Here is a 22,118-nt window from a genome sequence, read left to right as displayed (position 1 = left end):
TCCAAAACAAAAAAGCACCTCCCTTAAATACCATAATGGGTCTGGTGCTTTGCATTATAATCTAAAACTCCGTTAAAACATTAGTTTCAGTGACCTGAGTTGGCTTAGAAAGTGGTTGTATATCCTTATTATGCTGCTTTGGGGCAATTCGAACAACTCGGTCCGTGGACAGGTACCGGCTGTCTGGCAAAGCTTCTACCAAAACAGACCCGTCGCTCCCCTTTATAACTCTCTCAGCATGTGCCTTATAGCCCTTGTAACCCGGTTCCATTATGATCTCTTCATCCATGCCCAATTCGGGATCTATCTCGTAAATACGCTCAGGCTCAATGGTTTCAGAAACCCAATTGCGAATGGTAATATCCTTTTTCGTTGCAGTATTGCCAAAAACCTGTACGGTAATGTAATCCTTAGCTACCACTGTACGCAGATAGATATGACAATCCAGTGGGTTAGAAAATCTAAAATCCAAAAGGTTCCAAGCCACCGCCGCATCCCTTCCTAGGGGGACATAACTTATGGCTAGAGAGTGGTTATGTCTCTCTACCGGCTTTAGATTAGCAAGAAGTATTGCATTATATAGGGTTGATGAAACTTGGCAAATACCTCCCCCAAGGGCTTCGTCAAATTTATTGGACACAATAACCTTAGCTGGTAAAAAACCAGCACTGCTGGATCTTTCACCAACAAAATTATTAAAGGAGAACTCCTGACCAGGAGTCATAATTAGACCATTTATTTTCTGAGCAGCAATTCTAATGTTTGTTACACGGTTTTGGTTTTCACCATCAAAGTAAGTTGTGTACTGTCCGATCAGTCCATTTATCTTCATGGCTTCAACTGTTTCAAAAGTTTTTTGAGCAATTATCTCCCTTACCGGAATATTTAATCTCATATCATCCTGATGATTTATTACTTCTACCAAATTTTGAAATAAGTTTTCGCTGTCAACTTCCTTGCCTTTCTCGTCCCTAATTATTTCTACTCTGCCGTCCCCAGATATTTTTAACACTGCATCTTTAGCCGGCTTCTCAATTTCTGCGCAAATGGGTCTAAGACAAGACAGCGCCTTATCTTTATCAACTACCAGAGTGATACCAATTTGATTATTCACCGGGTGAACATAGCTTTTAAGACGGGTAATCAGGGCACTTCCATCCCTGTCCATAGCCTGCTCTATGGTTTTATTAAGGTCAAGGGTAATTCCCAGTTCCTCAAGAGTAAATTCCCAGGATCTGTCGTCGTATACCAGGGTTAATACTTGAGTTAATACTTGCTGCTCCAGATCCTTTAGTTTTTCCTCCGCTTTATATTTTTCCAAATTTGATATATCTACACCCCGAACCGAGACCCCCTGGGGTATCCTGTTAGCCTCGGCATTCTCCAGCTTCACCAGCAAACCTAAAAGTATGCTGCTAAGCAACAAAACACTTAGGACCATGTATATGGCCTTGATTCCTCTCACCCTATACCCTTCTTCCTTCTTAACTAAGTAATGAATATACCTATATGACGAAGGAAAAGTAGAAAAGTTACTCAAAAAGTAACTTTTTTGACAACTTATTTACTTCAAAAGCAAATATTGGTTTTTCATACAATAATATTTAGTTTAAAACTTAAGCAGTTACAAAGACTAAGTTCAAGGAGGGATGAAAAAATGACTAAAAACAAACTAACCGAAAAGGGATTTGCTGGCATCAACTACCGTGCAACCACGGACAAGATGTTACGCAACCAGTTTAGGGAGGTACCGGAAAAAAACTCCGACCAAAATAAGTAGTAAAAAAAGGGCAGTACCCCTGCCCTTTTTTACCTATTCATTTTTTAATTTAAAAGCATTGGAGATTTTCTCAAGTTCCGAGGCCATGACCGAAAATCCATCTGCCATAGAAGCAATTTCCTCCATAATGGCGGTCTGCTCTTGTATTGTTGCCACAGTGCCGGTAACCCCTTTAGACATTTGTTCAGAGGCAGCAGCAACGTCCCTTATCTGTTCCTCTAGTCCTTGAACCGATTGAATAATCGACTCCAGGGTTGACCCCACCTGCAATACCACTGCTCCACCTGTTTCCACTTCAAGGGTTCCTTTATCCATAGCTACGACAGCACTATTTGACTCTTCTTGTACAGATACTATAAGTTTTTTAATTTCTCCCGCCGCATTGGCTGACCTCTCGGCAAGTTTTCTCACTTCATCTGCCACCACTGCAAAGCCCCGTCCCTGTTCTCCTGCCCTGGCCGCCTCAATAGCTGCATTTAGTGCCAGTAGGTTAGTTTGTTCAGCAATTTCCGTAATCAAGTCAACTATTTTAAATACCTCATGGGATATATTATTTAAATTACCTATGGCTTTACCCACCTGGACGGTGGAGGCGGCGATGTTGTTCATTTGCCCCCGAATATTATCCACCGCCCGCTGGCCTTCCCTGGCATATTGGGCGGCAGCCCCAACCTCCTTTGTCACAACCAAGGTGTTATCAGTCACCTGTTCAACGGTTGTGGCCATTTCATGCATGGCTGAGGCCGATGTGGCAATCCCTGAGGAGGTTTGTTGAATGGTTGAAGTCAATTGTTGGGCACCAGAAGCAACGGTGGCAGCTTTTTCCTTAAGTTGATTCAGGATGTTTCTTAAATTATCAGTCATAGTGTTAAAACTATCAGCTAACACCCTCAGTTCATCTCGACTATTAACAATAATTTGACTGGAAGTTAAATCTCCCCCTGCCACCTTACCAACATGCTCAGTAAGGGTTTTAATAGGCTTATTAATTAAATTTACCATAAATAATGCAGCCCCCAATCCCAGCAATAGGGCAGCACTTATGGCCATCACTGCAGCTTGTCTTACGGTGGCCACAATGTTACTATTATTTTGCTTTCCTTTTTCCAACTGGTCTTCCATATGATAAACAATAGCGTTGCCAGCCTGTACTACCCGCTCAACAGTACCCTTTTCCTGATTCAAAAATCCCTCTATCCTTTGCTGGCCCTCTATCTTATCTTCTATTAATAAAGTAGCTTGCTTCACCTGTATTGCCTCATTGGCATAGGATTCAAATTCTGTAAGGGCATTGTCCAGAGAATTATAGTAATTCTTTCCTTCACTGGAATTAATATATTGTTCCAGAGTGGTGATGGCCTCTTTGACGGCCTCAACACCTTCCTGGTACCTCATCATGTAATTGGGGTCACTGGTTAGCATATAACCCCTCAGATCTAGGGCTGCCTGTTCAAATCTAACCAGGGTTGCATGGGTTTGATTCATAACGGTGACCTCTGAAGCTATCAAGTTATTATAAGAATGAGTCACCTTGTCAAAGGTATATAAAATACCGAAACTAACTGCCGCAGCAAGTATCAGGATAATGCCAAAGCCTGCCAGCATTTTGCCTCTAATTGACCTTGTAAGAGTTAGCTTCCTAAGGCCTGGTATCATATGCTCATTCCCCCATCTTTTGACAGTTTATCTTATTATAGGTCTTGTTAACCTGCTTGACAATAACCGTTTACATAATTATATACTGTCAATCCAGAAGGAACTGTACAATTCTCAAACAGTGTTTAATGGTGTTCAAACTCCCTGGGTTTACAGATAATTTCCTTCACCTTGGTATCGAAAAAATATTGTGAGTGGGCAGGGGTTAGCACAACGGCTGTATCAGCTCCCTTACCGCTACCCGCGATTGCAACAATCTCCTGTCCATGGGGAATAAGACCAGCGTCTAGGGCCATTCCGGCCACCTCAATACAAACCTTTACTCCTTGACCAAACATTCTTAGGGTATGGGCCATAATTTCCGCTGGGTAGACTCCTTGAAACTTAAATTTCAAGGCCCTATCTAACCCGGCCATCAGGTGAGTAGTAGCTAATACTTTTATTCCCGAGCTTTCCAATCTGTCTTTCATTTCCTTCTTAATAGTAAGTTCGCCAGGTTTTTTAAAACCCGCCTGATAGGTTACACAGATTACCTCTAGACCACAATCAACCATCTTTTCTGCCGTTGCACCTGAACTGGAGGCAACTACTATATGTCCTATTCCCTTGCTCCGGGCATATTTTATGGCTGCCTCAAGGGTAGCTGAAGTATTTTCCTGTCCTTCCCGGTCCCAATACATTAAAATTCATCCTCCCTTGTTTTATATAACCTAAATAATATACCAAAATAACTTAAAAATACATGTTTCAAACATTAAAGGTAAAATAATTCAAAATCTTCAGAGGAAATTTTAGGTTAACATAGAATTAACATTAATTAGTGCCATTATTCTGATTTTCACTTGAACTTTGATTGGGGGTATTACCTTGATTCAAGTAGGCATTGTTGGCGGTGGCCGAGGCGGCATGTCCATGTTAAAGCTTATCTCCGGACTCCCTGAGTTGTCGGTAATAGGTATAGCTGATGTAAACCCTAACGCACCTGCTATCAAAATGGCTAAGCTGCAGAAAATACAAACCTTTACTGATTTTAAAGAGCTTTTAAAAATGTCCAACCTCGATATAGTATTGGATGTTACAGGCAATGCCACTGTAGGACAGGCTATTTTAGAAAATAAACAAGATCACACCCGTGTGGCTGATGCCATGGTTTCTCGTCTAATGTATACCATCGCCAGCAGTCAGGAAGAGGCCGCTCAAGAACTGCAGGCCCAGGCCCAGCAATTGGCAGGTATGGCTGAAGAGCTTAACAGGGCGGTTCAAGCAGTTCCCGAGGCCATTGATGCCGTAACAACTGTTCTTGGTACCCACTGTCAAAAATTAAACTCTGCTGTTTTCCAAGCTGAAAAACACATCAAAGACACAGATGAAGTTATTGATTTTATAAAAAAGGTAGCGGATCAAACCAAGCTGTTAGGATTAAATGCAGCCATTGAGGCAGCCCGGGCCGGCAACCATGGTCGAGGCTTTGGCGTGGTAGCAAATGAAGTTCGCAAGCTGGCTGAGGATAGTGTTGTCTCGGCCAAAAAGATAAGCACAATATTATCTAATATTGAGGAATCCATGAAAACTATTATTGCCGGAGTAGAAGAAACAGCCGGTATAGCCCAGATGCAATCAAATACCTCTGAACAGGTTGGTATGGCTGTTCAGCAGTTAAATCATATGGCTGAAGAAATGAAGGGCTTTGCCGAAAAGCTCTCTGAGTTTGCCAATTAATCAAAGGCAATTAAATAAAATTTTTCCAAAATACTCTTATATTTTGTTATAAGAGTATTTTTTTTGGAAAATACTAATTCCCATGAAAAAAATATGTAAACTTAGACACTGGCGTCTGGTGTTTATTGTAACAATAATTGTTCTTTCAACAATTACGCCCTTTAAAATCCTAGAGGCCAGGGAAAACAACGATAACTCATCTAATATCATGTGTATATGGACAAACGGGAAAGAGATTAAAGCCCTAACAATTATGTGCTTTGATTCTGTCACCAGCAGGGTTGGCATTTTAACAATCCCAGTATTTACTACCATTGAGCATAGGAGCAAGTCAACCACCATTGGTCTGTTATGGGAAAAGCAAGGTCGTTCCGTGCTTAAGGATAACTTAGAAAGATTACTGGGGGTGCAGATTGACGGACAAATAACCTTTGACCAGCCAGTGGTGGAAAAGGCCAGCAGTATCGTTGGCATAGTTGATGTAAAGGGTAACCATACTACCTTACTTCAGGCCTTCGAGGATACCCGAGCAGAACGCCGCAAGGATGATCAGGACGTCGTTAGGGCAATGGCATCAAGCATTATCTCCCCAAACGGTATCAAAAAGGTTCCCCAGCTTTTATGGCTATTTACAACCCAGGTAGATACTGATATAAGGCCGGAATTGATGTTGAAAATTTACCGGGTTGTGAATCACAGGGGACCCACTATCCTTACTAAAAAAGCACTTCGTGGAAAGGATTACTATCAGGATGGTTTACGTTACCGCTATGTTGAACCTGCTGCCTGGAAAAGTATAATGGGTGAAGTAAGTACCGTCTCTTCACTATGTCGTGGCCATCAACAAGCCGAGAATTAAAAAGATAATACCAGCGGCTGTTATTATCTTTATGTTTTGCCCTTGTTTTTCTAACCAAGGGTGATCCCTGGCAATGACTTTCATAAAAAAAATACCCATAATACCTAGAAATAATAAAATACTACCCAGCAATACAAAGAAAAAGCTAACAGCAACCATGGTTTTCTCCAATCTAAACGTACTATAAATAATACTATATCATTTACCAGTTATGAGCACACAGTAATACTTCTCCCAGAGCAAGAAAATCTTCACCGATTTGGTGAAGATTTTCTGTATCAGCGTGCGGAGGCCTGCAGGTGCTTATAAACTTCACTTGCCTGTTTTTCCTTCAAACTGCAGGCCATCTCTAGAAGCATTTTTTCCTTTAGTAATGTGCATTGCCCCTCAGGGAATGAAACACAGTACTTACTGGTTCCCGGTACTGGTAATACTGCTAGATTTAATTCCCGGAACCTTTTTATTGCTTCATGAATATTGATTTGGTGCTTCATGCCTGCAAACCTCCCCTCTTACTTTCTACTTATTTTATTCCAAATTCACAGGAAAGTGAATACTTTCTCAATCAAAATATATAATTTTTTGCCTCCAATCATAAACATCTATGGTGTTGTAAATATCCTCAAGGATAGAGATATTATATTTCATAAGGAAGGGGAAGACATTATAGACCCTTTCCTGCCACATTCCTAATGGCTGCAGCATATGGGCTAGCTTGGTAATCTGTCTTACTGCCTCCTGGTTTTTCTTCCTATGGCGTTGCTTTACCTTTTCTTCAAAGGAATTAATCACTTTCTTGAGACGTTTTATATTTTCTTGGGCTAAGACCTTTAATTCCGGGTCAAGGCTAGATACTTCTTTCACAAGCTTGCTGTGTTGTTCAAACAAATTGCTTCGGAACATGTTAAAATTTGTATTAATCCCAAGGATATCTGATTCTTTCAAATATTGATGAACAATATTTAAAGAGTCCTCAAAGATCTTTTCTACCGGAATTTGATATTTCTTCATTAGCTTAGACATTAAGGGTTCCACCAGTGTAATATTTGGTCGAGGAAAAATGACAGGCATGTTGTGGTTAAACAGCTTAAATACTTGCCTTAGCTGGGCAAAATAGCTGATTTCCCCCGGTCCACCCACGTAAGCCACAACTGGCATCAATGTTTCCTGAACAATTGGCCTAAGCACAACATCGGGGCTAAACATCTCGGGTTTATTCATTGCCAGGCCGGCTAACTCGTCAGGAGTCCAGGCCATACTACCTTCTCGACTACAAAATAAACCCTTCCTGAAATAAAGGGCTTTCCTCTCACCATTAATATAAATAAATAGATGAGCCTTTCCCTCTTCACCCTGCACCTGGGGAATAAACTTCTCCTTGATGATCTGGCTTGTCAGTTGCAATTGCTGATCAATTTTGGGTGCAAGTTTGATTGTCTGATAAAATACTTCCCTGGATAACTGTCTAACTGGTTGCTGCACAGGGTTAATCATAATTAATCCCCATCTAGTAAATAACTCTGTCATTATCCCAGCGAACCAATCTGCAAGATTATTATATTTGTTCGCTGTCTCCTTTAATAAGGCAAGTCCTTCTTCCTGCCAACCCATGGGCGGTGTTAATTCCTTTAACCGCTGAATTGCCTTGGACAATTCGTTAGTTACGGGAATATGGGCCAATGAAATGCGTCCCCTTGGCTTATCCTCAATACCGATCCTTTGGGGGCCCAGGGAAGTGGGAACAAAAATATGGTTAGTTTCTTCAAAGTCATGATCATCGGCCCCTATCCAAAAAATCGGAACAACGGAATAGTTTAACTCCCTGGTAAGTTCCTTTGCCAGTTTTATTGAGCCCATAGCCTTATAAATGGTATACAAAGGACCAGTAAAGATACCCGGCTGTTGACCTGTTACCACAGCAACTGCCTGACCCTTGGATAAAAGGTCAATGTTGCTTAGGGTATTAGCATCACAGCCTAGCATTTGATTATAGTCTTTTAAATGTTGAGCCAATTGACACCAGCCTTTATTTGACCCCTGCATTAAATATTTAAAGCGCTCCTTAATCGACTGGGGGTCCTTGGCATTATATTCAAAGAAATGGCTAACACTCTGCCAATGGCTTAGATAAGCCCTGGCCAGGGGCTGTGAATAATACCATTCAATTTCCTCTGTGTGCAAACTACATTCCTCCTAAAGAAAAATCGGCTTGTGCCAAGAAAATACTTAAAGAACTAGTCTCTTGGATTCCGGGAGGTAAAGGCTGCCAGAATTCCACCAACAAACAATGCTGAGTATAAAAAACCAGTTAATGAAACCACTATAGTGATAAAAAAGGCATAGCTCCCTCTGGGAGTAATATCCCCGTACCCCACGCTGGTAAAGGTGGTTATAGTGAAATATAAAAGTCTTAAAGGTTCAGTAACCGGACCAGATTCATCAACAAAGGAGTAGGGGTCGGTGTTTGAAACAAGCAATATCATGGTATAAAGATTAAAAACAAGCATTGATAGCCAGGATATGACCATTAAAATTGGTACATACCTATTACCCCACCATTGAGTAAACACCGCCATGGGCGCCTGGAGGCATAGGATTATTCCCCTAAAAATAAGGTAAAAGCTAATTACCAGCCCTGATAACATTATACCCTCTACCAGGGGTCCAGGGGTCAATTCATGGATAATAAAAATATATAAAAAAGGTACTATTACAGCATAAATGGCTATGCGAAAAATTCTTAATTCTACAGCATGATCAAATAATACCTTTTGAGTAATAAAGATTATAGGTGCCAGAAGTAGGGCCAATCCTATTAATGAAATAATGGTCGTTATTATGGCGAGCCCTAAAGTCATAATTAACCCATAATCAGTTTGGCGGTACCAATAATAAAAGGATAGGATAAAACCATATATTATAAAAAAACAAAGTAATATTATGGGAATTCGGGCAATTGAAATAAGCGAGTATTGAAGAATATAAATTACTCTCTGAAGAAGCTCTCCAAGACCAAATCTAACTACCTGCCGCTGTCCCTTCTCCATTGGCCAAAAGGAGTATATCAGGAGCACCATAGTGCCCAGAAGTGCAAAAATGACCGCAAAGCTTTGTATTAGCTCTAATAAATTCATATAGACCTCCCCGTCCCCTTAATCAATCTATATTCCATTAATGGGACAGGTTAGAAGGGAAATCGTGGGTTGCCTTAAACTACAAAAATAAAAAAACCGGGGTTGATACTATTCCCCGGTAGTTTAAGTTACGACCGTAACCTATTAAATTCCTCAGCCACCCGGCTGGCAGCCGCCTTCCTTACTGCCTCCAGCACAGCTGGGTGTAGCACAATCATTGGCAGGCCTGCCAACTGAACTTGGTAGAAAAGGGGCTGAGATCTTTTTCTCTACTTCATCACAGTTGCACACAGGACAAGTTACTTTTGTTTCGCGACCGGCAAGCAGCAGCTTTTCAAAGGGCTTATTACAGCTTTTACATACAAATTCAAAGATTGGCATGGATTTATCACTCCTGAAATCTATTTGAGACCATAACATATTCTACAACTTAAAATAAATTCCTTCAAACAGTACATAACCTATCCTAATCTTCACTATATTTTTTCTTAAATCAGGGGAACTTAATTCCGGGAGGTGATGTAAATTGGCCGAATTGGTCTTAAACGTATCGGGAATGAAAAATTCCACGGATCAAATTCAGGTAATCAATGCCATGAGCAAATACTCGGGCGTACTAGATGTAGCAGTTGAACCTAATAGTAGTAGAGTTCAAGTGATTTATGAAAAATATAATATTCTACCCCAGGACCTCAAAAATAGCGTAGAGTCTGCCGGTTATCAAGCGGAAATTCTTCAGGATTCTTAAATACAAACAAAAAAATCCACCCCTGTGGATTTTTTTGTTTAGCCAAATTAAATTACTTTTAGAGGTACAACCAATTTTCTAGGTTAGCGATACTTTTTAAGTACTTTTTCTATATCGTTTAAGAAGTCTTCTAGTTTATCAGGCTTTTCTTCTAGAAATTTTTCCAACTGCCGTTCTAGCTGTGTTTTGATTTTGCCCGGCTCTTTTTTCTTTACCTCCATGGTATTTACAGGCATTTCGTAATTTTCCTGATAGGGCACATTGGAATAGGTTTGATTATATTCCTGGTTTGTATAATTTTCCTGTACCGAAGGCTCCTCCTCCATAGGATGAACCGGTTGTGTTGTGAATTCATTTTTTGTTGCAGCCTTTTGTGGCAACTGGGCTAGAGAATACATTGAGGTCTGATAATTTTGCATTTCTGCCCTTATTGCAGAAATGGAGTTTCTAGTTGCCTCCAATACCTGAGCAAAGCTTTCCAGCTTGTTTTCCAATCCAGGGTTGGCATTACTAAATAACGTAAGTCCAAAGAGTGCCAACCTGGGATCATTAAGATTTGGTAATTGTCTAAACATGTTCTGACTCCTTTCAAAGGACTTTACTGACATAATACGCCAAGGTAGCCTAAGTTGTTCTAATTTTTTCCAATTTGCAAATTTGGTTTATGATATATTCGGAAGACCTTATGGGCTTTCCCAACAACTTTGCTGGTAATGATGCGGTTCATTTGCTCATTACTATCCATAATTAGAGACATTTCTCCCCGGTTGTATCCCTTTCTTAGGGCAATATCAATTGCTCGATCAATTAATAGAGCAACTACACCTTTACGACGATATTCCGGTATTACAGCTAATACACCAACCCGTAAGGATTTTGGCCCAAAAATATTGTGCAGCATGGAAAAGGGTGACATCCTGGAAGCACGAAGCTCGTGACCAACATCCGGCATTATTAAGCAAACACCTACTGGTTGATGATCTACCTCGCAAAAGGTCAGCAAATCAGGATCCGCATAACTCCTCATTTCCCTTAAATAGTGGGCAGCCTCCTCCTGGGTCAGGGGCACAAAACCCCATTGTTCCGTCATGGCCTTATTGTGGATCTCCGCTAATCTATTACCTTCTCCCATGGGATCATTAAGATTTATTGGTCTAACCCTTACACCTGGAATTCTGGATGCCCTTTTAGCTATCGCAGTTAAAGTCTTGCGGTTCCTGGTATAATCAGGTTTCCAGGGATAGGCATAAAGATCCAATAGTTTTTCAAAGCCGGCTGTTTCCAAGAGTTTTTGATAATAGGGAGGATTGTAGGGCATCATCATCTGGGGAGGGAATTTAAAACCTTCAACCAGTAATCCAACCTGCTGACTGGTATTAAGTGTAACAGGTCCTTGAATTTGCTTTTTCCCTCTGCTTTTAAGGCTTTTTGCAGCAGCATCAAGCAATGCCGAAGCAATCTCTTGACTATTGATTGTTTCAAAACATCCAAAGAAGCCAACCTTTTTATCCGGCAGAAAATCATCCGTGATGGCTGCGATACGTCCCACAGGCCCTTTATCATTAATGGCCAGAAACAATTCACATACAACATGTTTTAATACTGGGTTTGCTTGCCTATTAAACATAAGTCTTTGACTGTTCTCCGGCAGAGGAGTCCACAGGGGATCTCCCCTATAAATCTCCCTGGCCACCTGAAAATATTGCTGCCAATGATTTTCCCTATTGACCTTAATGATTTCGATCACGATGACTCCTCCATAACATTTTATTACTGCAGTCTATGACCTTTTGTCTATTATGGTGAAACCTAACTGACTGTTGAAATTTTAAACATTTTGCTAATTTTTTAGTTCGTCCATTGCTTGACAATATACTTTTTTCATGTTTATAATTGAGCAATGATATAATTTAAAAGTCAGCATTGAAGGAGAAAAGTAAAAGCTTTTTGTCTGTTAGAGAGTGGGATTCGTCGGCTGAAAGATCCCTCAGACTAAGGTTTTGAATCCCACTCCGGAGCTGTTCGGGAATTAACCGAACCGGTACCCCCGTTAAAGGGTTTTGAGTGAATGCAATTCATTGCATTAATTAAGGTGGTACCACGAGAGTTTATCCTTTCGTCCTTTTGGGCGAGAGGATTTTTCATTTATCTAGGAGGTCTTTAAATTGGAGCAGCATAAAAGAATTGTTATCAAAATTGGCAGCAGCAGTTTAACCGATAAACATGGATTACTAGATGAAATAAAGCTTAAGGCACTGGTAAGCTCCATTGCAGAACTTTTTGAGACAGGCTGGCAACCAATTTTAGTTTCATCGGGGGCGGTTGCCGCCGGTCTAGGTCACCTTGGCTGGTGTCGGGCTAATCTAACAATGCCGGAAAGGCAGGCTGCAGCTGCAGTCGGCCAGGGTCTTTTAATGGAAAAATATAGTGAGTTGTTTCAGTTAATCCAGATTAAAGTGGGCCAAATTTTACTTACAAAGGAGGATTTGGCGGACCGGCGGAGATATATAAATGCCAGAAACACATTAAATGCCCTCCTGACCCGAAACGTATTACCAATTGTCAACGAGAATGATACTGTAGCCTTTGCGGAAATACGCTTCGGGGATAACGATACTTTAAGTGCCCTTGTGGCCGGATTAGTAGAGGCTGAACTACTGGTTATCCTCACTGATATTGACGGGCTATATAGCGGCGATCCTAGAAAGGATCCTGAGGCTAAACTTATTCCAGTGGTACAGCAGGTGGATGATTCAATTATTCGGGTGGCTGGAGAAAGGGGCAGCCCGGTTGGCACAGGCGGCATGCGTACAAAGCTTGCTGCGGCCCGCATAGCCGCACGGAGTGGTATAAAAACAGTAATTACCAGCGGAAATAACCCCGAATCCCTGAAGGCCATTGCCTCAGGTGAAAAGTTAGGAACTTCCTTTGAACCAGCCAACAATTCCCTAAAAAGCAGGAAGCAATGGATTGCCTTTGGCACCATTCCCCGGGGCACCCTTAAGGTTGACGAAGGGGCCGCGCGAGCTCTGATGGCTGGCAACAAAAGCCTCCTAGCGGTAGGTGTGGTTGCTGTGACTGGTAATTTTTCTGCAGGAAGTATTGTAGCAGTGGAGGACTTAAACGGGTTGGAGATGGCTCGAGGTATTACCAACCTATCAGCCGAGGACTTACGTTTAGTCATAAAGAAACCTAAGCGGGGACTAGAAGTAATAAACCGTGATTGGTTAGTATGTGAAAGGAGTTTTTCCACATGTCAATAGTTAAGGAACTGGCTGCTAAGGCTAAAGTGGCTTCAAGGGAACTGGCCCTACTGACAGCAAAGGATAAAAACCAAGCCCTCCTCTCAGTAGCCGATATGATTCTGGCAAATACAACAGAAATTATTAAGTCCAATGAAATCGACCTAAAAAACGGTGCAGATTCTGGCCTTAGTCCAGCTCTGCTGGACCGTTTAGCCCTAAACAAGGATCGAATTATGGATATGGTTGAAGGAGTTAAACAGGTAACCGAACTTGAAGACCCTGTGGGAGAGGTTATTGCTTCATGGGATAGGCCAAACGGCTTAATAATTAATAAAGTACGGGTGCCCATGGGTGTTGTTGGGATGGTCTATGAAGCTAGGCCTAACGTTACTGTTGACACCTGTGCCCTTTGTTTAAAGGCAGGCAGTGCGGTAGTCTTGAGGGGCAGTTCCAGTGCCCTGAATAGCAACAGGGCATTGGTTAAGGCCATTAAAAAGGGTTTAGAGAATAGTACTATTCCCGTGAATGCTGTACAATTTATTGATACTGGGGATAGGGATGCCGTTGAGGAGATGCTCAGGCTAAATGGGCTGCTTGATTTGGTTATTCCACGGGGTGGTGCCAATTTGATTCGCACAGTGGTGCAAAAGGCCACAGTGCCGGTAATTGAAACAGGTGTTGGCAACTGCCATGTTTATATAGATAAAGACGCAGATCCTGCAATGGCCGGGGAAATAATAATTAATGCAAAATGCCAACGTTACGGTGTTTGCAATGCTGCGGAGACTCTGTTGGTTCATCAAGAGCTGGCAGCTTCCTGGCTGCCTGAAGCAATCCGGGAACTGCAAGCCCGCGGGGTAGAAATCCGAGGCTGCAGCCAAACCCTTTCCCTTGTACCGGATATCGCCCCTGCCAATGAAGAAGATTGGTCCACCGAGTTCCTTGCCCCGATATTGTCTGTAAAGATTGTAGACAATACCCATGCGGCCATTTCCCATATCCAAACCTATGGATCCGGTCATTCAGAAAGCATTGTCACAGCAAACGATGCCGTGGCAGAAGAGTTTCTGAAAAATATTGATGCTGCGGCAGTATATCATAATGCCTCCACCAGATTTACAGACGGCTTTCAATATGGTTTTGGAGCTGAAATAGGTATCAGTACACAAAAACTCCATGCCCGTGGTCCCATGGGCCTAGTGGAACTTACCAGTTATAAATATGTGGTTAGAGGAAGCGGCCAAACCCGCTCATAGAAATTCTGGGAGGTAATAGAATGCTAGCAGGAAAAAATTTCTTTTTCATCGGTGCAGGTAATATTTGTGAGTCCATGGTTAAAGGACTCCTTTCTACGGGTATAGTTCGCCCTGGGGAAATCTGGGTATCAAACAGAAAAAATGCTGAGCGATTAAATTTTTTAAGAAATTATTACGGTATCGTCCCCGTTGAGAATAAATCAGATGCTGCTTCCAAGGCTGATGTCATAATATTAGCCATGAAGCCACAGGATGTTTTTTCGGCTTTAGAGGAGCTTAAAGGCAGTGTGAGTGAGAATCAGCTGATAATCTCCGTACTTGCGGGCATTTCCACCACCCTCATAGAGGATGGCTTAGGAACCAAGCTGGGAGTTATCCGTGCCATGCCCAACACATCCTGTGCAGTGCTTGAATCAGCCACAGGGCTTAGTGCCGGCCATTTTACCACCCCGGAGCAAATGCAATTAGCCAGTGCCATATTCCGTATGGTTGGTGAGGTTGTTGTATTTGACGAGGTCCTCCTTGATGCAGTAACTGGTTTATCGGGTAGTGGACCTGCTTATATTTATTACCTGGTAGAGGCCATGGAAAAGGCCGGCGAATCAGCAGGAATTCCCCGGGAAATGGCCAGGCCCTTAGTTTTAAGAACTCTCCTAGGAGCGGCTAAGATGTTAATTGAAACTGGTGAACAGCCAGAGGTCCTACGTCGCCAGGTTACCTCCCCTAACGGCACCACCATGGCCGGTATAAGTGAGTTAGATCAAGGCAACTTTAAAAATACTATTCGCAAGGCCATATTGCGGGCCACACGCCGCTCCCAAGAGTTGGGACGCTCCATGTATAAGGTAGATATGGCCTCCCCTAACCGTTAAATAGAAATCCCCGCCGGTGGCGGGGATTATTTATTATTTTATTAGTGTCACGGGGATGTCTACGTTGGCCAGCACCTTGGAGCTCACACTGCCCAACACCAGTCCGGTTAAGGCGGACAGACCCCTCCTTCCCATAATTACCTTATCATAGGATTCGGTCTTTACAGTATCAATGATAACCTCTGCCACATCCCCCGATGACATAACTGAATTAACTTTTACACCTTCAGCTTCAAAGCTTGCTTTTGCCTTGTCCAAACTACCTTTAAAAAACTCCTGGCACGCCTGCAAAACTTCTAAAGGATTAGCCACAAAGTCCCTGGCAAAGGGAGCATCATTACATGCAACAGTCAAAAGGGTAATTTCTACACTACTATGTCCCTTGGCAAATTTCAAAGCATAGTGAACAGCATTCTGGGAAGATTGGGAACCGTCATAAGGTATCAAAATTTTCATACTTTAAATTCACTCCCTCGGTGTAGATTTAATAGCATAATTATATGCCATCTACATAAAAGTTGCCATGCTCCCACTAAACATTTAGTAATTAAGTAATCTTTTCTTAAGAAAAACCGTCCCCCTAACTCACGGCATTGAGTCAGGGGACGGTTTTTTTATCTCATTTATGGCTACTTTACTATGGTTACTGGAATATCTACGTGGGCCAGTACTTTAGTGCTGACACTTCCCAGCATTAGACCTGCCAGGGAGCCAAGACCCCTCCGGCCCATGACAATTTTATCATAATTATTGGTTCTGGCTTTATCTATAATTATTTCTGCCGCATCACCGGTTTCCGTGATTGTATAGGTTACAATACCGGCATCCTTAAATACTTCCGCAGTTTTTGCTAATATATCTTGAAAAAAAACCTGACAGGCATTCTTCAGCTCTATTGGGGTATAGGAAAAATCCCTGGCGTAGGGAGCTTTGTAACAGGCTACCGAAAGAATTGTCACTTCTGAGTTTTTATGTGATTTGGCTAATTTCAATGCATATTGAATGGCATTTTGCGCAGCTTCAGAACCATCAAAGGGCACTAATATTTTCATGTCTTGGCCTCCTTATTATACTCTTTCAACGGACTCTCCTAGCCTATGCTGACACCTCCTTAAATTATTTATTCCACAAAAATAAAACAGACCAACTACCCTCGCCCCAAGGCGAGAGTTGTGGCCTATCGTTGTTCGATTCAGCAATTTTTCTATTGTAGCTTGGAAGAAAAATATCAAATGTAATTATTGTTGTCAAGGGATTAGAGTGAACTATTTAATCCCTAGCCGAATTTTCATTATTAAATAGTTTTTTAGCTTGAGCAGATGCCTCCAAGGAGCTCCACATGTCATTTGATAAAAGTCCTAGCCGCCAAAGGGCAATGCCTTTTAAGTTATACATCCTGGCAATGTTAATCTTTGATTTCAAACTAGCAGGGTTCTCACTTGGCAATGAAATCCCCAGTAACAGTTTATTGGCCGGAACATTTATCATTGCCCCTTGAACTGCTTGGGACACCATGGCATCTGGTTCGGGTTTGACACCATAATCATAGGCCATAATAATAATTCTGTCGGCAAAACTTCCAAGGCTTTTATAATCATAGCCCTGGTAAGCACTGTTAGGGGCGTGGAGGGATAAGGTGAGCTCAAGTCCCTCTTTTTTTAGCTGTTTAGATAGCATCTCTACAAAATAGGTAAAGCTATCCCTGGTCTTTACTAATTGCTCGCCCTTGTCTTGCCAGCCAAGACCTTCAAAATCCAGGTTAACTCCCCGGTACAGACTAGCCTCTTTGGCAATATTAGCTATCGCCCTTTCCATAGCCAGTTGACTATTTAGTAAATTAGTCAAAGAACTATCCCCGTCTATCATATGTACTACCATTTCAGTGGTCATTTGATATCCCTTTGCTGCCTCTAATACTGCTTCATAATCATCAGGCCTCTGCCAGCCTGTCTTACTATCGGTTAATAAATTGCCCTCCTGATCCAGGCTGTACCACCCAAAGGCCAGACCGGTGATATTTTCAGTATTGCCCTTGCTTGTCTCGGGATAGCTCGTGGTAAAAAGGTTTGTCCAACTACTGGTCTGCATATCTCCCAGGGCGTAAAAACCAATTACCTCCATTTCCTGGGGAGGTAATGTAATTTTAATCAGCCTGGTTTCCGAAATCCATTGGACCTGGCAGCCAAATACTTCACTAAAAAATCTGAGGGGAATAAATGTCCTTCCGTTAATGATTTGGGGTGCCACATCCAGCAATATTTTTTCTCCATTTACATTGGCCCCCTGATCCCCAACAGTAAGAGTTACAGTATTATTGGAACCCTGGGCTAATATCCTTTGAGTGGAACTTTGGTAAGCTACGTTTACTTGCATCGCTTCAGCCAATGGTCTAAAGGGTACTAAGGTGCGATTATCCTGCACAAAGGGGCTTTCATCAAGATTGACCGGCTGTTCATTGATAAACACCTTTATTTCGTCACTTGTTTGAGCTTGAGCTGGCAGGATAGGCAAAACCAAAAGAAGCAAAATAGACAGGAGACAAATTAAACGATTCATTGTTAACCCCCTAATATAAAATCATACATAGTTCTTAACACAATATCGAGAAAGGTGCGCTTTAGCAAACTTAGCGCACCTTCCAGTACTTTATTTCTTTGTCCTAACCCTTATCCTATTGTCCGTAGTTTCTAGCTGCTTCCAGGTCATCAAGGCAGAATTTTTTGTGAAGGGCTTTAACTGCCCTTTCTGTTTCAGAACGTTTAATGACACAGGAAACTTTAATCTCGGAGGTGGTGATCATCTCCAGGTTGATTTCTTCATCTGCCAGGGCCTCAAACATGTCGGCAGCTACTCCTGGGTGTGAAATCATGCCGGCACCTACAATGGAGACCTTTGCCACATCTTCATCATGGGTATAGCCTTTAAAGCCAACCTCTTGTTGGATAGCCTCAATAGTCAACAAAGCTTTCCTTAGGTCGTCATGGGTAGTGGTAAAACCGATATCGTTCATATTGTTGCGCATGGCACTTTGGATTATCATATCCACGTTGATATTGTGGGCAGAAAGGGCTTTAAAAATTGTCTTGGCTACTCCGGGTTTATCAGGAACATCAAATAGGCCAATTTTTGCTACATTAAAATCGTGGGCTACTCCGCTGACAACTGGTGCATTTTCCATATCCGGTGCCTCCTCAACAATAGTTCCTTCTCTATGATCAAAGCTTGTACGAACATGCAGGGGAATTCCATACTGTTTAGCCAATTCCACCGAGCGGGGGTGCAGAACCTGAGCTCCTAAGCTGGCCAGCTCCAACATTTCATCATAGGATATATTGGTAAGCTTGCTTGCCTCGGGCACAACCCTTGGGTCTGTGGTATATACACCATCTACGTCGGTGAAGATTTCACACACATCTGCTTTAAGGACTGCCGCCAAAGCCACTGCGGTTGTATCAGAACCGCCTCTGCCCAGGGTGGTAATATCCTTATTATTATTAATACCCTGAAAACCGGCCACTACCACTACACGATTTTGTTCCAGCTCAACCTTCATTCGTTCGGTAGAAACCTTCAATATTTTTGCCTTGGTGTGTACTTCATCTGTTTCAATTCCCACTTGTCCACCAGTTAGTGACACCACGTCGGAACCTAAATCACGAATGGCCATGGACAGTAGGGCAATGGATATTTGCTCGCCAGTTGAAAGAAGCATATCTACTTCCCTTTCTGGCGGGTTATTAGTTACCTTCTTCATTAAGGTTATTAAATCATCGGTTGTATCTCCCATAGCAGAAACCACAACAACAACCTGGTTTCCCCTTTGATGTTCTTCAACAACACGCCGGGCTACCCGCTTAATCCGCTCGGGTTCTGCCACCGAACTACCACCAAACTTTTTGACAACCAGCATCTTGTTACCTGCCTCTCCTCGGGTTAGTAATACTCATCTGCATAACTATTAAATCATATAATTCGCGCACCTTCAACAGTTGGCTTCAGATTCTTGACCTGGCAGCTTACACCAGCCCGTTGAAAGGCACCCTTCATTGCATCATTTACCGCCGGTTTCTCCCCATCAGTTAAGGCTATCACCGTTGGTCCAGCCCCGCTCAAGGTTACATTTAATGCCCCTGCCTGAAGAGCCCCCTCAATAACCTCATTCATACCTGGAATCAGCTTAGTTCTATAAGGTTGATGCAAAGCATCAGTCCCTGCAACCCTAAGCATCTCTAGCCTATTTTGACAAAGGGCAGCTACCAAAAGGGCCGACCTGCTTAGATTAAATACTGCATCCTTCATGCTTACCTGCTTTGGCAGTACTTCCCTAGCCGAGTGGGTAGATAAATGAAACTCAGGAATAGCCACCACAGCATTTAACCCCTCCGGAGGACTAACCCTCAAATAGTGAACTTTACCCTCCTGAAATACCGATACAATAATTCCCCCCAGCAGAGCCGGGGCTACATTATCCGGGTGTCCTTCCATCTCTGTGGCCAAATCCAGCAATCTTTCCTGGGACAGCCGGCTGCCTGTAAGTTTATTAGCCGCCACCAGGCCTCCAACTATAGCCGAAGCACTGCTGCCAAGGCCCCTTGAAGCCGGGATCTGATTAATAAGTTTAATGGATAGGCCAACACAGGACTCCCCAATTTCTGTAAAAACCCTCTTAGCTGCACAAAAAACAATATTCCTCTCATCCCTGGCAATATCTTCTGCTCCCTCACCCTCGATTTCTATGTTTATGAAACCGGGGGTAAGGGACATATGAATTTCATTATAAAGGCTTAAGGACATGCCCAGGCAATCAAAGCCTGGTCCCATATTGGCAGTTGTTGCCGGTATTGCCACTACAACAGTATTATTCATAGCCAGCTATTCTTCTCCTTCGACGCGGATAACATTGGCAACTTCTATTACCGAGGATAACTGCTTAATATCCATCAGGGCGTCTTGAACATTTTGTTCCTGTACCCTATGGGTAACTAAAACCAGCTCAGCAGTTTTGCCCGTAGCTTCCTTTTGTATTACGGACTTCAGGCTCACTTCCTTATTGCCAAATACCAGGGCAATGGAGGCCAGCACCCCTGGCTTATCAGAAACCTTCAGTCTAATATAGTACTTGCTGAAGGTTTGGCCTACTTCCAGCACCGGTCTATGCTCAAAGCAGGTGCAGCCAATAATTCCAGGCACATTTCTAACCAAATCCCTGGCTGCATCCATCACATCGGCCACCACGGCACTGGCCGTAGGCATTTCACCGGCACCCCGTCCATAAAACATGGTATCTCCCACTGCATCACCCCGTACAAAAACGGCATTAAATACATCCCCCACTGCCGCCAATGGGTGAGCCTTTGGAATAAAGGTTGGATGTACCCTTACTTCTACTCCTTCGTCACGGGACTTTGCAATTCCTAGTAATTTAATAACATATCCCAATTCATTAGCATAGGCAATATCTTCTGCTGAGATTTTGGTGATGCCCTCAGTGTAAACCCTGCTAAGGGGTACCCTGGTATTAAAGGCAATGGAGGAAAGGATAGCAATTTTCCTGGCTGCATCAAAGCCACCAACATCAGCTGTAGGGTCAGACTCAGCATAACCCTGGGCCTGGGCTTCCTTAAGAACATCGTCAAATTCGCTGCCTTCCTGGGTCATTTTAGTTAGCATATAGTTAGTTGTACCGTTAATTATACCAAATACTTCTTGAATTCTATTGGCTGCCAAGCTTTGCTTTAGGGTGCGAATTATTGGTATACCCCCTGCAACACTTGCCTCAAAGAGCAAGTCACAATTATTTTGCTGGGCAGCAGCAAATAACCGTTCACCATGCTCAGCCACCATATCCTTATTGGCGGTAACCACACTTTTTCCCTTTCTTAATGCTTCAAGAACATAGTCCAGGGTTGGGTTGGTGCCCCCTAATACTTCGACAACTATATTAATCTCCGGGTCATCTACAATTTCTCCCAGGTTTGACGTAAGAATTCCTTCAGGCAAATCTAAGCCCCGGTTTTTTTCAAGGGATCTAACCAATATCTTCTTTACCTCTAACTCAATGCCAACACGTTGTTTAATACTTTCTGCATTATCTATAAGTATGCGATAGACTCCGCGACCTACAGTTCCTAGTCCTAGCAGTCCAACCTTTATTACCTGTCGCTCCATTATTATTCTCCTCTCAGATCCTAATTCTGACCCACCAACCTGACATCCCTAACTCCTGTGACAGCCCGAATTATTCTTAATAGTTCCTCTAAATCCTGATCCATTTCAGCAGTTTCCACAGACAAGGTGGCATTAGCTAGCCCCTGCAGGGGTAAATTTTGATTGATGGTCAGAATGCTCCCCTTGACTGATGCGATAATATTTAGTACCGTTGATAAAACACCCGGTCTATGCTCCATTAGAAGGGCCAATGTTACAATTTTACCTCGACTCCATTGATGGAAGGGAAATACCTTATCTTTATACTTATAAAAGGCACTGCGGCTCAGTTCTACCTGCTCTACAGCCTCATTTACCGTATTAGCGTCTCCCCTAAGCAGCAGTTCCTTGGCCATTACGGTTTTAATTATTGCTTCTGGCAGTATATCCTCTTGTACAAGATAATACTTAGGCTCTTTTCTTGTCACCGCCGGGCCTCCTTGTATAGTCCATTTTCCGTGGATAATTATCCTCCCACAGTAGACATTATAGCACTCCCAAAATTGGCCATCAATACCCGAATTTAGCCGCATTGGGCTAAATCCTTTATTATTGGTTAAATAGCGAAGTTTTTTCAGTGTTTTTGTAGCTTTAATATTGCCACATAATCATTAGAAATTCAAAAAAGCAAAAAAAAGGTGC

The 22,118-nt window shown here is 42.5% G+C and carries 24 protein-coding genes and 1 other annotated feature; of the genes, 7 read left to right on the top strand and 17 right to left on the bottom strand.

Going from position 1 to position 22,118, the window contains the following annotated elements; genetic code table 11:
- Positions 1-61 precede the first annotated feature (61 nt).
- Entirely contained in the window at positions 62-1,465 is a 1,404-nt protein-coding gene (locus tag P6N53_RS04690; protein ID WP_304541566.1) for a VanW family protein, read from the bottom strand.
- Positions 1,466-1,657: 192 nt separating this feature from the next.
- Here P6N53_RS04690 and P6N53_RS04685 point away from each other — a divergent pair, with 192 nt between their 5' ends.
- Positions 1,658-1,780 (top strand): hypothetical protein, encoded by a 123-nt coding sequence (locus P6N53_RS04685; protein ID WP_304541564.1) that lies wholly within the window; start codon positions 1,658-1,660, stop codon positions 1,778-1,780.
- A gap of 33 nt (positions 1,781-1,813) precedes the next feature.
- Here the strand turns inward: P6N53_RS04685 and P6N53_RS04680 are convergent, their stop codons facing one another.
- Complete coding sequence (locus P6N53_RS04680; RefSeq protein ID WP_304541562.1) at positions 1,814-3,436, bottom strand: methyl-accepting chemotaxis protein; 1,623 nt, start codon at positions 3,434-3,436, stop codon at positions 1,814-1,816.
- 125 nt (positions 3,437-3,561) lie between these two features.
- Positions 3,562-4,116: a pyruvate kinase alpha/beta domain-containing protein gene (locus P6N53_RS04675; protein ID WP_304541561.1), complete on the bottom strand. Its 555-nt coding sequence runs from the start codon at positions 4,114-4,116 to the stop codon at positions 3,562-3,564.
- A 187-nt stretch (positions 4,117-4,303) separates the two neighbouring features.
- On the opposite strand from P6N53_RS04675, the gene P6N53_RS04670 reads away from it, so the two are divergent.
- A complete protein-coding gene (locus P6N53_RS04670) occupies positions 4,304-5,155 on the top strand; it encodes a methyl-accepting chemotaxis protein (protein ID WP_304541559.1) in 852 nt (283 codons plus the stop codon).
- An 82-nt stretch (positions 5,156-5,237) separates the two neighbouring features.
- Complete coding sequence (locus tag P6N53_RS04665) at positions 5,238-6,014, top strand: LCP family protein (protein ID WP_304541558.1); 777 nt, start codon at positions 5,238-5,240, stop codon at positions 6,012-6,014.
- Here the strand turns inward: P6N53_RS04665 and P6N53_RS04660 are convergent.
- From P6N53_RS04660 to P6N53_RS04640, 5 genes are all read right to left on the bottom strand, one after another.
- Positions 5,982-6,173 carry a hypothetical protein gene (locus tag P6N53_RS04660; RefSeq protein WP_304541557.1) on the bottom strand — a complete coding sequence of 64 codons (192 nt, stop codon included), beginning with the start codon at positions 6,171-6,173 and terminating at the stop codon, positions 5,982-5,984. The genes P6N53_RS04665 and P6N53_RS04660 overlap by 33 nt on opposite strands.
- Positions 6,174-6,292: 119 nt before the next feature.
- Positions 6,293-6,508: an NEDD8-activating enzyme E1 regulatory subunit gene (locus tag P6N53_RS04655; protein WP_304541555.1), complete on the bottom strand. Its 216-nt coding sequence runs from the start codon at positions 6,506-6,508 to the stop codon at positions 6,293-6,295.
- A gap of 67 nt (positions 6,509-6,575) precedes the next feature.
- On the bottom strand, positions 6,576-8,195 hold the full coding sequence (bshC, locus tag P6N53_RS04650; protein ID WP_304541554.1) for a bacillithiol biosynthesis cysteine-adding enzyme BshC: 1,620 nt from the start codon (positions 8,193-8,195) through the stop codon (positions 6,576-6,578).
- Between the two features lie 53 nt (positions 8,196-8,248).
- Positions 8,249-9,148, bottom strand: a complete 900-nt coding sequence (locus tag P6N53_RS04645; protein ID WP_304541553.1) for a potassium channel family protein — start codon at positions 9,146-9,148, stop codon at positions 8,249-8,251.
- A 153-nt stretch (positions 9,149-9,301) separates the two neighbouring features.
- On the bottom strand, positions 9,302-9,529 hold the full coding sequence (locus P6N53_RS04640) for an FmdB family zinc ribbon protein (protein WP_304541552.1): 228 nt from the start codon (positions 9,527-9,529) through the stop codon (positions 9,302-9,304).
- A 145-nt stretch (positions 9,530-9,674) separates the two neighbouring features.
- Here P6N53_RS04640 and P6N53_RS04635 point away from each other — a divergent pair, with 145 nt between their 5' ends.
- On the top strand, positions 9,675-9,896 hold the full coding sequence (locus P6N53_RS04635) for a hypothetical protein (RefSeq protein WP_304541551.1): 222 nt from the start codon (positions 9,675-9,677) through the stop codon (positions 9,894-9,896).
- 83 nt (positions 9,897-9,979) lie between these two features.
- On the opposite strand, the gene P6N53_RS04630 is transcribed toward P6N53_RS04635, so the two are convergent.
- Together P6N53_RS04630 and P6N53_RS04625 are read right to left on the bottom strand one after the other, a co-directional pair.
- The gene (locus P6N53_RS04630) at positions 9,980-10,471 is read right to left on the bottom strand and encodes a hypothetical protein (protein ID WP_304541550.1); all 492 of its coding nucleotides are present in this window, start codon (positions 10,469-10,471) and stop codon (positions 9,980-9,982) included.
- Between the two features lie 59 nt (positions 10,472-10,530).
- A complete protein-coding gene (locus P6N53_RS04625; RefSeq protein WP_304541549.1) occupies positions 10,531-11,643 on the bottom strand; it encodes a GNAT family N-acetyltransferase in 1,113 nt (370 codons plus the stop codon).
- Positions 11,644-11,810: 167 nt separating this feature from the next.
- Positions 11,811-12,023, top strand: a binding site (T-box leader).
- A 38-nt stretch (positions 12,024-12,061) separates the two neighbouring features.
- On the opposite strand from P6N53_RS04625, the gene proB reads away from it, so the two are divergent.
- The 3 genes from proB to proC are packed head-to-tail and all read left to right on the top strand — an operon-like array spanning position 12,062 to position 15,269.
- Positions 12,062-13,159: a glutamate 5-kinase gene (proB, locus tag P6N53_RS04620; protein ID WP_304541548.1), complete on the top strand. Its 1,098-nt coding sequence runs from the start codon at positions 12,062-12,064 to the stop codon at positions 13,157-13,159.
- Positions 13,150-14,397 carry a glutamate-5-semialdehyde dehydrogenase gene (locus P6N53_RS04615; RefSeq protein WP_304541546.1) on the top strand — a complete coding sequence of 416 codons (1,248 nt, stop codon included), beginning with the start codon at positions 13,150-13,152 and terminating at the stop codon, positions 14,395-14,397. The genes proB and P6N53_RS04615 overlap by 10 nt, the downstream gene beginning before the upstream one ends.
- 20 nt (positions 14,398-14,417) lie before the next feature.
- A complete protein-coding gene (gene proC / locus P6N53_RS04610) occupies positions 14,418-15,269 on the top strand; it encodes a pyrroline-5-carboxylate reductase (protein ID WP_304541545.1) in 852 nt (283 codons plus the stop codon).
- A 33-nt stretch (positions 15,270-15,302) separates the two neighbouring features.
- Here the strand turns inward: proC and P6N53_RS04605 are convergent, their stop codons facing one another.
- The 7 genes from P6N53_RS04605 to P6N53_RS04575 all read right to left on the bottom strand — a co-directional run bounded on the left by P6N53_RS04605 (position 15,303) and on the right by P6N53_RS04575 (position 21,904).
- Positions 15,303-15,725 (bottom strand): universal stress protein, encoded by a 423-nt coding sequence (locus tag P6N53_RS04605; RefSeq protein WP_304541544.1) that lies wholly within the window; start codon positions 15,723-15,725, stop codon positions 15,303-15,305.
- Between the two features lie 173 nt (positions 15,726-15,898).
- Positions 15,899-16,321, bottom strand: a complete 423-nt coding sequence (locus P6N53_RS04600) for a universal stress protein (protein ID WP_304541543.1) — start codon at positions 16,319-16,321, stop codon at positions 15,899-15,901.
- Between the two features lie 217 nt (positions 16,322-16,538).
- Positions 16,539-17,825 carry a stalk domain-containing protein gene (locus P6N53_RS04595; protein WP_304541542.1) on the bottom strand — a complete coding sequence of 429 codons (1,287 nt, stop codon included), beginning with the start codon at positions 17,823-17,825 and terminating at the stop codon, positions 16,539-16,541.
- A 115-nt stretch (positions 17,826-17,940) separates the two neighbouring features.
- Positions 17,941-19,179, bottom strand: coding sequence for an aspartate kinase (locus P6N53_RS04590; protein ID WP_304541541.1), 1,239 nt, complete (start codon positions 19,177-19,179; stop codon positions 17,941-17,943).
- 53 nt (positions 19,180-19,232) lie between these two features.
- Positions 19,233-20,135: a homoserine kinase gene (gene thrB, locus P6N53_RS04585; protein WP_304541540.1), complete on the bottom strand. Its 903-nt coding sequence runs from the start codon at positions 20,133-20,135 to the stop codon at positions 19,233-19,235.
- A 6-nt stretch (positions 20,136-20,141) separates the two neighbouring features.
- The gene (locus tag P6N53_RS04580) at positions 20,142-21,437 is read right to left on the bottom strand and encodes a homoserine dehydrogenase (protein WP_304541538.1); all 1,296 of its coding nucleotides are present in this window, start codon (positions 21,435-21,437) and stop codon (positions 20,142-20,144) included.
- A gap of 20 nt (positions 21,438-21,457) precedes the next feature.
- Positions 21,458-21,904: an ACT domain-containing protein gene (locus P6N53_RS04575; RefSeq protein WP_304541537.1), complete on the bottom strand. Its 447-nt coding sequence runs from the start codon at positions 21,902-21,904 to the stop codon at positions 21,458-21,460.
- Positions 21,905-22,118 lie beyond the last annotated feature (214 nt).

The sequence above is a fragment of the Desulforamulus aquiferis genome (genome assembly GCF_030577015.1).
GTDB classification, from domain to species: domain Bacteria; phylum Bacillota; class Desulfotomaculia; order Desulfotomaculales; family Desulfotomaculaceae; genus Desulfotomaculum; species Desulfotomaculum aquiferis.
Note: the sequence above shows the minus strand (reverse complement) of the source record. Positions and strands in the feature narration are given on the sequence as shown.

Coding starts and splice junctions, on each gene's coding strand:
- P6N53_RS04615 (WP_304541546.1), top strand. CDS start 13,150: ATGTCAATAGTTAAGGAACTGGCTGCTAAGGCTAAAGTGGCTTCAAGG.
- P6N53_RS04655 (WP_304541555.1), bottom strand. CDS start 6,508: ATGAAGCACCAAATCAATATTCATGAAGCAATAAAAAGGTTCCGGGAA.
- P6N53_RS04630 (WP_304541550.1), bottom strand. CDS start 10,471: ATGTTTAGACAATTACCAAATCTTAATGATCCCAGGTTGGCACTCTTT.
- P6N53_RS04675 (WP_304541561.1), bottom strand. CDS start 4,116: ATGTATTGGGACCGGGAAGGACAGGAAAATACTTCAGCTACCCTTGAG.
- P6N53_RS04605 (WP_304541544.1), bottom strand. CDS start 15,725: ATGAAAATTTTGATACCTTATGACGGTTCCCAATCTTCCCAGAATGCT.
- P6N53_RS04645 (WP_304541553.1), bottom strand. CDS start 9,148: ATGAATTTATTAGAGCTAATACAAAGCTTTGCGGTCATTTTTGCACTT.
- P6N53_RS04580 (WP_304541538.1), bottom strand. CDS start 21,437: ATGGAGCGACAGGTAATAAAGGTTGGACTGCTAGGACTAGGAACTGTA.
- proC (WP_304541545.1), top strand. CDS start 14,418: ATGCTAGCAGGAAAAAATTTCTTTTTCATCGGTGCAGGTAATATTTGT.
- thrB (WP_304541540.1), bottom strand. CDS start 20,135: ATGAATAATACTGTTGTAGTGGCAATACCGGCAACAACTGCCAATATG.
- P6N53_RS04680 (WP_304541562.1), bottom strand. CDS start 3,436: ATGATACCAGGCCTTAGGAAGCTAACTCTTACAAGGTCAATTAGAGGC.
- P6N53_RS04600 (WP_304541543.1), bottom strand. CDS start 16,321: ATGAAAATATTAGTGCCCTTTGATGGTTCTGAAGCTGCGCAAAATGCC.
- P6N53_RS04660 (WP_304541557.1), bottom strand. CDS start 6,173: ATGGTTGCTGTTAGCTTTTTCTTTGTATTGCTGGGTAGTATTTTATTA.
- P6N53_RS04640 (WP_304541552.1), bottom strand. CDS start 9,529: ATGCCAATCTTTGAATTTGTATGTAAAAGCTGTAATAAGCCCTTTGAA.
- P6N53_RS04685 (WP_304541564.1), top strand. CDS start 1,658: ATGACTAAAAACAAACTAACCGAAAAGGGATTTGCTGGCATCAACTAC.
- P6N53_RS04595 (WP_304541542.1), bottom strand. CDS start 17,825: ATGAATCGTTTAATTTGTCTCCTGTCTATTTTGCTTCTTTTGGTTTTG.
- P6N53_RS04590 (WP_304541541.1), bottom strand. CDS start 19,179: ATGCTGGTTGTCAAAAAGTTTGGTGGTAGTTCGGTGGCAGAACCCGAG.
- P6N53_RS04665 (WP_304541558.1), top strand. CDS start 5,238: ATGAAAAAAATATGTAAACTTAGACACTGGCGTCTGGTGTTTATTGTA.